The organism is Solibacillus sp. FSL R5-0449 (assembly GCF_037975215.1).
GTDB lineage: Bacteria > Bacillota > Bacilli > Bacillales_A > Planococcaceae > Solibacillus.
Genome location: NZ_CP150239.1, coordinates 3,396,907 through 3,407,500, shown reverse-complemented (window position 1 = coordinate 3,407,500; position 10,594 = coordinate 3,396,907). Strand labels below are relative to the sequence as shown.

General features: G+C 41.9%; 7 protein-coding genes, 6 tRNA genes and 2 rRNA genes (1 of these 15 cut by a window edge). All 15 read left to right on the top strand.

What is annotated here, in order from left to right:
- Nucleotides 1-2,737: ribosomal RNA gene (locus MKY27_RS17055) — 23S ribosomal RNA — on the top strand; it begins 192 nt to the left of the window's first position.
- Between the two features lie 87 nt (nt 2,738-2,824).
- A 5S ribosomal RNA gene (gene rrf, locus MKY27_RS17050) occupies nt 2,825-2,940 on the top strand.
- Between the two features lie 248 nt (nt 2,941-3,188).
- The gene (locus MKY27_RS17045; protein ID WP_339174331.1) at nt 3,189-3,821 is read left to right on the top strand and encodes a FusB/FusC family EF-G-binding protein; all 633 of its coding nucleotides are present in this window, start codon (nt 3,189-3,191) and stop codon (nt 3,819-3,821) included.
- Nucleotides 3,822-3,920: 99 nt separating this feature from the next.
- Nucleotides 3,921-5,207 carry an alpha/beta fold hydrolase gene (locus tag MKY27_RS17040; RefSeq protein ID WP_339196534.1) on the top strand — a complete coding sequence of 429 codons (1,287 nt, stop codon included), beginning with the start codon at nt 3,921-3,923 and terminating at the stop codon, nt 5,205-5,207.
- 163 nt (nt 5,208-5,370) lie between these two features.
- A tRNA-Asn gene (locus MKY27_RS17035) sits at nt 5,371-5,446 on the top strand.
- Between the two features lie 129 nt (nt 5,447-5,575).
- Nucleotides 5,576-5,650 (top strand) — tRNA-Glu (locus MKY27_RS17030).
- A 45-nt stretch (nt 5,651-5,695) separates the two neighbouring features.
- A tRNA-Val gene (locus MKY27_RS17025) sits at nt 5,696-5,771 on the top strand.
- A 30-nt stretch (nt 5,772-5,801) separates the two neighbouring features.
- Nucleotides 5,802-5,885, top strand: a tRNA-Tyr gene (locus MKY27_RS17020).
- A gap of 13 nt (nt 5,886-5,898) precedes the next feature.
- Nucleotides 5,899-5,973, top strand: a tRNA-Gln gene (locus tag MKY27_RS17015).
- Nucleotides 5,974-5,990: 17 nt separating this feature from the next.
- Nucleotides 5,991-6,063: transfer RNA gene (locus tag MKY27_RS17010), tRNA-Lys, on the top strand.
- A gap of 196 nt (nt 6,064-6,259) precedes the next feature.
- Nucleotides 6,260-7,165, top strand: a complete 906-nt coding sequence (gene rocF, locus MKY27_RS17005; protein WP_339174326.1) for an arginase — start codon at nt 6,260-6,262, stop codon at nt 7,163-7,165.
- Between the two features lie 149 nt (nt 7,166-7,314).
- On the top strand, nt 7,315-7,878 hold the full coding sequence (sigW, locus tag MKY27_RS17000; protein ID WP_008405972.1) for an RNA polymerase sigma factor SigW: 564 nt from the start codon (nt 7,315-7,317) through the stop codon (nt 7,876-7,878).
- Between the two features lie 13 nt (nt 7,879-7,891).
- Nucleotides 7,892-8,506, top strand: coding sequence for a zf-HC2 domain-containing protein (locus MKY27_RS16995; RefSeq protein WP_339174322.1), 615 nt, complete (start codon nt 7,892-7,894; stop codon nt 8,504-8,506).
- Nucleotides 8,507-8,714: 208 nt separating this feature from the next.
- Nucleotides 8,715-9,551: a diadenylate cyclase CdaA gene (cdaA, locus tag MKY27_RS16990; RefSeq protein WP_339174321.1), complete on the top strand. Its 837-nt coding sequence runs from the start codon at nt 8,715-8,717 to the stop codon at nt 9,549-9,551.
- Entirely contained in the window at nt 9,544-10,560 is a 1,017-nt protein-coding gene (locus tag MKY27_RS16985; RefSeq protein WP_339196531.1) for a CdaR family protein, read from the top strand. Before cdaA ends, MKY27_RS16985 begins: the two co-directional genes overlap by 8 nt.
- Nucleotides 10,561-10,594 lie beyond the last annotated feature (34 nt).

Below are 10,594 nucleotides of genomic sequence, written 5' to 3'. Positions count from 1 at the left end.
ACTGAAACATCTAAGTACCTGCAGGAACAGAAAGAAAATTCGATTCCCTGAGTAGCGGCGAGCGAAACGGGAAGAGCCCAAACCAAAGAGCTTGCTCTTTGGGGTTGTAGGACACTCTATACGGAGTTACAAAAGAATGAACTAGACGAAGCGACTTGGAAAGGTCCGCGAAACGAGGTAAAAGCCCTGTAGTCAAAAGTTCATTCCCTCCAGAGTGGATCCTGAGTACGGCGGAACACGTGAAATTCCGTCGGAATCCGGGAGGACCATCTCCCAAGGCTAAATACTACCTAGTGACCGATAGTGAACCAGTACCGTGAGGGAAAGGTGAAAAGCACCCCGGAAGGGGAGTGAAATAGATCCTGAAACCGTGTGCCTACAAGTAGTTAGAGCCCGTTAATGGGTGATAGCGTGCCTTTTGTAGAATGAACCGGCGAGTTACGATTACGTGCGAGGTTAAGTTGAGAAGACGGAGCCGCAGCGAAAGCGAGTCTGAATAGGGCGAATTAGTACGTGGTCGTAGACCCGAAACCAGGTGATCTACCCATGTCCAGGGTGAAGGTGAGGTAACACTCACTGGAGGCCCGAACCCACGCACGTTGAAAAGTGCGGGGATGAGGTGTGGGTAGCGGAGAAATTCCAATCGAACCTGGAGATAGCTGGTTCTCTCCGAAATAGCTTTAGGGCTAGCCTCGTGATTGAGAATACCGGAGGTAGAGCACTGTTTGGACTAGGGGGGCATCTCGCTTTACCGAATTCAGACAAACTCCGAATGCCGGATATTTATACACGGGAGTCAGACTGCGAGTGATAAGATCCGTAGTCAAGAGGGAAACAGCCCAGACCACCAGCTAAGGTCCCCAAGTAATCGTTAAGTGGAAAAGGATGTGGCGTTGCTTAGACAACCAGGATGTTGGCTTAGAAGCAGCCATCATTTAAAGAGTGCGTAATAGCTCACTGGTCGAGTGACGCTGCGCCGAAAATGTATCGGGGCTAAACGATTCACCGAAGCTGTGGATGCATACTTTGAGTATGCGTGGTAGGAGAGCGTTCTAACAGCGTTGAAGTCAGACCGGAAGGACTGGTGGAGCGGTTAGAAGTGAGAATGCCGGTATGAGTAGCGAAACATGGGTGAGAATCCCATGCACCGTATGACTAAGGTTTCCTGAGGAAGGCTCGTCCGCTCAGGGTTAGTCGGGACCTAAGCCGAGGCCGATAGGCGTAGGCGATGGACAACAGGTTGATATTCCTGTACCACCTCCTCACCGTTTGAGAAATGGGGGGACGCAGTAGGATAGGGTAAGCACGCCGTTGGTTGCGCGTGTTCAAGCAGTAAGGCGTGTATGTAGGCAAATCCGCATACTCTAACGTTGAGCTGTGATGACGAGCTCGTATGAGCGAAGTTCCTGATTTCACACTGCCAAGAAAAGCCTCTATCGAGGTGAGAGGTGCCCGTACCGCAAACCGACACAGGTAGTCGAGGAGAGAATCCTAAGGTGTGCGAGAGAACTCTCGTTAAGGAACTCGGCAAAATGACCCCGTAACTTCGGGAGAAGGGGTGCTTCTTTGGGTGCATAGCCTAGAGAAGCCGCAGTGAATAGGCCCAGGCGACTGTTTAGCAAAAACACAGGTCTCTGCAAAACCGTAAGGTGACGTATAGGGGCTGACGCCTGCCCGGTGCTGGAAGGTTAAGAGGAGCGGTTAGCGCAAGCGAAGCTGTGAATTGAAGCCCCAGTAAACGGCGGCCGTAACTATAACGGTCCTAAGGTAGCGAAATTCCTTGTCGGGTAAGTTCCGACCCGCACGAAAGGCGTAACGATCTGGGCACTGTCTCAACGAGAGACTCGGTGAAATTATAGTACCTGTGAAGATGCAGGTTACCCGCGACAGGACGGAAAGACCCCGTGGAGCTTTACTGTAGCCTGATATTGAATTTTGGTACAACTTGTACAGGATAGGTAGGAGCCAGAGATCTCGGAGCGCCAGCTTCGAAGGAGGCGTCGGTGGGATACTACCCTGGTTGTATTGAACTTCTAACCCATGCCCCTTAGCGGGGTAGGAGACAGTGTCAGGCGGACAGTTTGACTGGGGCGGTCGCCTCCTAAAGAGTAACGGAGGCGCCCAAAGGTTCCCTCAGAATGGTTGGAAATCATTCGTAGAGTGTAAAGGCATAAGGGAGCTTGACTGCGAGACCTACAAGTCGAGCAGGGTCGAAAGACGGGCTTAGTGATCCGGTGGTTCCGCATGGAAGGGCCATCGCTCAACGGATAAAAGCTACCCCGGGGATAACAGGCTTATCTCCCCCAAGAGTCCACATCGACGGGGAGGTTTGGCACCTCGATGTCGGCTCATCGCATCCTGGGGCTGTAGTCGGTCCCAAGGGTTGGGCTGTTCGCCCATTAAAGCGGTACGCGAGCTGGGTTCAGAACGTCGTGAGACAGTTCGGTCCCTATCCGTCGTGGGCGTAGGAAATTTGAGAGGAGCTGTCCTTAGTACGAGAGGACCGGGATGGACATACCGCTGGTGTACCAGTTGTCTTGCCAAAGGCATCGCTGGGTAGCTATGTATGGACGGGATAAGTGCTGAAAGCATCTAAGCATGAAGCCCCCCTCAAGATGAGATTTCCCATTACGCAAGTAAGTAAGACCCCTGAAAGACGATCAGGTAGATAGGTTCGAGGTGGAAGTGCGGTGACGCATGCAGCTGACGAATACTAATCGGTCGAGGACTTAACCACATTTTATTGCACAAACTCAATGAAACGTTTATCCAGTTTTGAAAGAATGAAAATTCTTTTACATAGGCTTTTTAAAGCCCACTATAGTGAAGTGATGATGGCAAAGAGGTCACACCCGTTCCCATACCGAACACGGAAGTTAAGCTCTTTAGCGCCGATGGTAGTTGGGGGCTTCCCCCTGTGAGAGTAGGACGTCGCTTCGCTCAAAAAGTCGCTGCTGATTTAGTCAGTAGTGGCTTTTTTATATTATTGAAAATTGTATAGGTTACTATAGAATATAAAGAGTAAACCAAAGATCGTGTCTTAACGGACTACTTTCTTTGGTTTTTCTATTATTAAAGTGTTTTACCTGTCTAAATAAGGTAGCTTAAGTAGTTGACCATTAAAGCAGAAAGAAATACGATTATTAAATGTAAAAAGTTTTACAAGGCATAACAGTGGAGGAAGTAACATGACAGCACCATTTTTAATGGTAGTGGACCTACGATTAATCGAACAGCAAGTAAATAAAATACTGCAGGCAAAGTTAGCATCAAATGATAAGAAAATTGTTTCAGCTGTAAGAGAGCTGGCAATTGCAGAGCTAAGAGAAAAACTGACACATGTAAATGAAGATATTATTAAAGAAGTAGAAACAGTTGAGGATACTATCGGGGCAGAACTATTTTTCCAAAGCTTAAAGTCATATACTATTCCGTTTAAACCGATTTCCGAGCAAGGTTTGCAAAAGCTTTTTAAAAAAGATAAGAAGCTGAAGCTGCCTAGACTAGAAATGATTGATTGGCAAACAATCAGCTATCTGTCATGGGTTGATAAAGGGACGAATCGCCAATACATTGTACTGGAAAAGGAAGGCGATTATACAGCATTACGTGGAGTTGTTGATGCTCACAATCCTATTAAAGGCGTTTGTTCGATTTGTAACCAGCATAGTGCAGTACATTTGTTTACAGCTACAGTAAAGGGCAATGGGGATAACTATACATCTTACAGCAATTACATATGTGATGATTCACAATTATGTAATCAAAAGGTCAGTGATTATGAAAAACTTCAGGAATTTGTTGACCGTAATTTAATTTAATCTATTGGAAAAGTCATCGTCATTTGATGGCTTTTTATTTTGAAACTTTTTCCTATTCTAACCGTAAAGGAAGTAAAGAATGAAGTGGGAGGAAGAGTCATGCGAAAAATTGCTTATAGTTTAGCTGTTGTGTTATTGCTGTCAGCTTGTAATGGTGAAGATACGGATAAGTCAACGGCAGAAGAACAAACAAAGCAGGAGGTTGTGCATATGGAACAAGCGTTATTAGGAAAGTGGCAAGGAATGATTGAGATTCCGCAGTCGCCTCTTGAAATTATACTAAATTTGGAAGAGTCGAGTGGGAGTATTTCCGTACCTGCACAAGGACTGAGTGACTTTGCATTTGAATCAATTAAATATAACAAGTCGGATGTAGCCATCACCATTAATTTAGCCGGATCTCTCGTTAAAATTGACGGGAAGCTAAATAACGAAACAATAGAAGGAACGTTCACACAAAATGGACAGTCCTTTCCAATTACGTTAAAGCCTTATACAGAGACACCAGTTACGTATGATGAGCTATCGATTCCAGTTTCCGGCGGACAGCTTAAAGCCGCGTTGGAAATGCCTGATAAAGCTACGGGCGAGCTTGTTATTATCCATGCAGGGTCTGGACCTACTAATAAAGACGGTAATACAATTGGAGCTGGTTCGAACAATAGTTTAAAGATGATTGCAGAAGGGTTAGCGGAGAAAGGAATTGCTTCTATTCGGTTCGATAAGCGTGGAGTCGGTGAGAATACGGCATTAGTTAAAAAAGAAGAAGATTTAACGTTTGAAGTCTATGTAGAGGATGTTAAATCTATTGTAGATTACGCTAAAAAGGATGACCGATTTAATGAAATTCATTTATTAGGTCACAGTGAGGGTGCATTAATAATGACCATTGCTGCCCAGCAAAATGATGTAGCTTCTCTCATTTCGGTAGCAGGTATTGGTAGACCTGCTGATGAAGTTTTAATGGAGCAGTTATCAGCAAGCTTACCTCAGAACTTATTGTCGGAATCAGAAAAAATACTGCAGCAATTAAAAGCGGGTAATGAGATGAAAACAGTGTCTCCACAGCTCCAATCATTATTTAGACCATCTGTTCAACCATATATGATTTCATGGCTTAAATACGATCCCCAGCATGAAATTAGTAATGTTAACGTTCCGATAATCATCCTTCAAGGTAAAAAAGATATTCAAGTAACCGAAGAAGATGCGGAAAACTTACATGCAGCAAATAATGATGCGACAATACACTATTTCGATAAGATGAATCATGTGTTAAAGGATGTAGAAGGTGACCGAGAACAAAATCTTGCGAGCTATTACAATCCTGATTTACCGCTAACAAAGGGATTAATCGAAGAAATGACCGATTTTATAAAACAGTAAAATAGAAAGAAGTATTCATTATAAGTGGCTCTTCCCAGGGAGGAAGGGCCTAATAAATAAAATGTTCAAATTATTTCAAAAAACTACTTGTATAAATTTAAAACGTTGCTATAATAATAAATGTACGAAAGATGGCTTGTACATCAATGTATAATAGTAGCGTTCCGAAGTAGCTCAGTTGGTAGAGCATCCGGCTGTTAACCGGCAGGTCGCAGGTTCGAGTCCTGCCTTCGGAGCCATTTTTTTTGCCTTTTTACTATTAAAAATAAATAATAAAACTTTTTTAAAAAAGTTTTTAAAAAAGGCTTGCACTAGATAAAAAATGATGATATTATAAATCTTGTCTTAAAGAGAACATCTTATAAAACGGCCCGTTGGTCAAGTGGTTAAGACACCGCCCTTTCACGGCGGTAACACGGGTTCGAATCCCGTACGGGTCACCATTTAAGGCTTCATAAAAAAATAAAGCAGTAACACTTGTTATGTATGGAGGATTAGCTCAGCTGGGAGAGCACCTGCCTTACAAGCAGGGGGTCGGCGGTTCGAGCCCGTCATCCTCCACCATTCAACTTTAACAGTGTTGCATCATTTGTCGGAGGGGTAGCGAAGTGGCTAAACGCGGCGGACTGTAAATCCGCTCCTTAGGGTTCGGCGGTTCGAATCCGTCCCCCTCCACCATCTATAAAATGTTTGGGGTATAGCCAAGCGGTAAGGCAACGGATTTTGATTCCGTCATGCCCTGGTTCGAATCCAGGTACCCCAGCCATTTTTTTTATTTTTTATGAGCCATTAGCTCAGTTGGTAGAGCATCTGACTTTTAATCAGAGGGTCGAAGGTTCGAGTCCTTCATGGCTCACTTTTATTTTATAAACTTAGAAGTGTACTTAAATATCAAATAACAATCCTTTACTTAATTATAAGTAAAGGATTTTTTGCGTTTATAGAGGGAAAATCGTTTAGTTACTCGAAATTCTATAGAAGGGTGAGCGGAGAATAGAATAGATTAGAACAGAAAAGAAAGAACAAATGACAACATGATAGGGGATGCAGAAATGATGAATCAGAAAATTTCAATCGTAGGGGTACCATGTGATTATGGGCAACAACGCCGTGGAGTAGATATGGGTCCGAGTGCCATCAGATATGCCGGTGTGCAGCAGCGTTTGGCCGATCTTGGCTATGAAGTTGAAGATGAAGGGAATATTCAAGTTATAGAGGGGGATGCAGCTGCAACGAAAGATGAAAAGCTGCTTAATCTGGATGAGGTAATCAAGGTAAATACAGCACTTGCCGAAAAAGTATATAACGTTGTAAAAAAGGATTACATACCGCTTGTATTGGGGGGCGATCATAGTATTGCAATTGGTACATTGGCTGGCCTATCGATGAAATATAAAAATCTGGGTGTCATCTGGTTTGATGCACATGCAGATTTAAATACACCGGAAACAACGCCTTCAGGAAATATTCATGGGATGCCATTAGCAACAAGTATCGGGCTAGGACATGAAAGGCTAACTTCGATTTTACATGCTGAACCTAAAATTAAAGCAGAAAACATTGTTATAATTGGCGGACGTTCTATCGATGAAGGGGAACGGGAGCTAATTAAAACACGAGGGATTAAAATATATACAATGCATGAAATCGATCGTCTAGGAATGACATATGTAATGGAAGAAACACTGAAACATTTTAAGCAGTTGAAAATTGATGGTCTTCATTTATCGCTTGATTTGGATGCGTTAGATCCTTTATATACTCCTGGTGTAGGGACACCTGTAGCAGGGGGAATTACTTACCGGGAAAGTCATTTAGCGATGGAAATGATACAGGAATCCGGGTTAATGACATCAGCGGAGTTTGTAGAAGTGAATCCCATATTAGATGAGCGAAATAAAACAGCAGAGTTGGCGGTTGCGTTAATCGGCTCTTTATTTGGCGAAACTTTAGTATGATTATTACGAAAAAATTCGATTGGTCGTTATGAAGTTTGTTATAATAAAGGCACATATTTATGGGTGGAAAAAATTTTTAAAGAAAATGAAACCTTTTAATAAGCAATCCGTATATATAGAACAGCTGAAAAGGTGGAGAGGAAAGACAAATGGATGCGTTAGTTAATAAAAGAATAAAGCAAGTGCTTAAAGGTGATCAAAACGCATATGCCGACATCGTTAACCTCTACCAGCACAAGCTGTATCAAGTGTGCTATCGAATGCTTGGAAATAAACAGGAAGCAGAAGATATCGCACAGGAGGCATTCATACGTGCCTATATTAATTTACATTCGTATGATCAAAATCGAAAATTTTCAACATGGCTTTACCGAATCGGAACAAATCTTTGTATTGACCGGATTCGTAAAAAGAAGCCCGATTATTATTTAGATGCGGAAGTAGCAGGAACAGAAGGATTGGATATGTATTCCCAGATTGCCGCAGATGAGCAGTTGCCCGAAGAGGCCGTTGAGCAGATGGAGCTTCAGGATAGAATACAATATGAAATCAGCCGTCTTCCCGATAAATATCGATCGGTCATTGTATTAAAATATATAGAAGAGCTGTCCCTTCAGGAAATAAGTGAAATTTTAGATATGCCTTTAGGAACAGTTAAAACACGTATTCACCGTGGCCGTGAAGCGTTAAGAAAGCAGTTAAACAATTTGTAGGAGGAAGATACGCATGAAAACGTGTGCATCAGAATTCGTGGATTATATGCACGAATATTTAGATGGTGATATTAGTCGTGAGCATGAACAAATATTGAAGCAGCATTTGCAAACATGCCCTGATTGCCAACAACATATGCATGAATTAAGTGACACGGTTGCGTTTATCAAGAGTGCAGCACATATTACTGCCCCTCCGCGCTTTGAGGATCAAGTGATAAGTCGTTTACCGAAACGCAAAAGTTCTGCCGGCATTAAACGTTGGTTCCGTCAGCATCCTGTACTTATGGCTGCAGCAGTATTCTTTTTATGTATGAGTGCCACATTGTTAGGCAGTTTCCCGAATGATGATCAATTCTCCGTGACGAAACAGCCTAATTTAGTTATTGAAGGACAAACGGTAACAGTGCCGGTCGGTGAAGTTGTTAAAGGTGACATCGTCGTGAAAAATGGAGATATTATTGTCGAAGGAGAAGTGGACGGCAATATTACAGTGATCAACGGCAATTACATGGCATCTACGGCGGTTGTTACAGGGCAGGTAGAGGAAATCGATGAAATGTTCGAATGGCTCTGGTACAAAATTAAAGACGGCTTCAATAGAGCAATCGCTGTTTTTAATAAGTAATAACTTTGAACAATCAGCACGATCATTACAACAAAAAATAATATTTTCTAAATAAATCGGAACTTTTCTTAAAAAAAATCCGTTCTAGAATAGAAAGAAAAGTCTACTCTTTCGGGTAGACTTTTTTCTGTTAGGAAAGTTAATCACTGACAGAATTGTGCTATACTAAAACCAAGATGGAATAGCAAGTAAAGGTGGGGGATGCCACATGCAAATAATTGAGCAATTTACAGACATTGCTGCTGTAGATATGATTTTTAAAGTACTGGACGTACTGCTTGTATGGTACGTAGTTTATAAAGCATTGACCCTCATTAGAGGAACGAAAGCCGTTCAATTATTGAAAGGGTTATTAATTGTTGTGTTAGCAAAATTTGCTACCTACGTTTTCGGTTTAGACACCCTTGATTGGTTATTGCAAGAAGTAATTGATTGGGGTTTCTTAGCAATTATTATTATATTCCAGCCGGAAATACGTCGAGCTCTTGAGCAAATCGGACGAGGAAAGATTTTCCAACGGACGAATAACCAGCAGGAAGATGAGCAGACACGCTTAGTCGAAGCGATGAAAAAATCTGTAAGTTATATGGCAAAGCGTCGAATTGGAGCACTTATATCAATTGAAAAAGATACAGGATTAAATGAATATGTGGAAACAGGTATCAAGATGGATGCCGCGATTTCTTCTGAATTAATGATTAATATTTTCATCCCTAATACACCGTTACATGACGGGGCCGTAATTATACAGAAAAACCAAATAGCCGCTTCGGCATGTTACTTGCCATTGTCAGAAAGTGCATTTATTTCCAAAGAACTTGGTACACGTCACCGGGCAGCACTTGGGTTAAGTGAAGTAACAGATGCAATTACAATTGTTGTATCCGAAGAAACAGGTGCGATTAGTATTACTGCTAATGGTAATTTACACCGTAATCTCAATATTACAGAATTTGAAGAATTACTGCGTAAACTATGGTTTGGTCCTGAACAAGATTCTAACTTAGCATCTAAGTGGACTTGGGGAGGGAAAAAGAATGGATAAAATATTTGATAGCTCATGGATGCTCCGTTTAACCGCTTTATTTTTAGCGGTGGCACTATTCCTGTATATTCAAACAGAAGAAAAACGTGAAACGGACTCGAGCACATCCAATGAAACAGATGTCATCACAAATGTGCCATTGGAAGTGTATTATGATTCTGATAATTTATTTGTTACAGGTCTCCCTGAAACGGTCGATGTGAAAATTTCAGGGCCGAAACGAATCGTAATGAAAACAAAGCTTGAAAAGGATTTCAAACTTTTTGTCGATTTAAACTCATTGTTAATTGGTGAACATAGCGTTACAATACATCAAGAAAACTTTTCGGAAAAACTGGATGTATCAATTGAGCCTAGAATAATAAATGTAACAATTGAAGAAAAGGTTACTGAACAGTTTCGCGTAGAGCCGGAAATGAATAACCGCCTTTTAGCCGAAAACTTCGTACTGAACGAGATGACAGCAGAACCGTCAAAAGTGGCAGTAACAGGAGCGAAAAGCGTTATTGATAGCATAAGTTATGTAAAGGCGACGGTTTCTGGTGAGAAAGATTTAAATAAAACATTTGAGCAGGAAGCGGCTGTAAAGGTGCTAGACCGCGACCTGAATAAGCTGGATGTCAGCATTAATCCGGATAAGGTCAATGTAAAAGTAGAAATTAATGAATATAGTAAAGAAGTCCCGATTAAGTTAAATGAAATTGGGGAACCAGTAGAAGGGCTTACAATTGACAGTTTATCCCCGGAAAAATCTAACATAACGGTATATGGTTCAAAATCTGTAGTGGATTCATTAAAAGAAGTTGTCGTAGACGTTGATGTTTCAAAAATTAAAAAATCCGGTTCCCATGAGTTTAAAATTGAGCTTCCAACAGGGACTACCAAGTTATCACAAGAGAAGCTTAAGGTAAACGCAACTGTGAGTGGAGAGCCAGTTCGTGATCAGGGAAAAGATAGTGAAGCAGAAAAAGATGCAGATTCTAATAATGAAGGTACAGATGGCAACTAACTATCAATAAACAAAGCAATCCACTTTAGGTGGT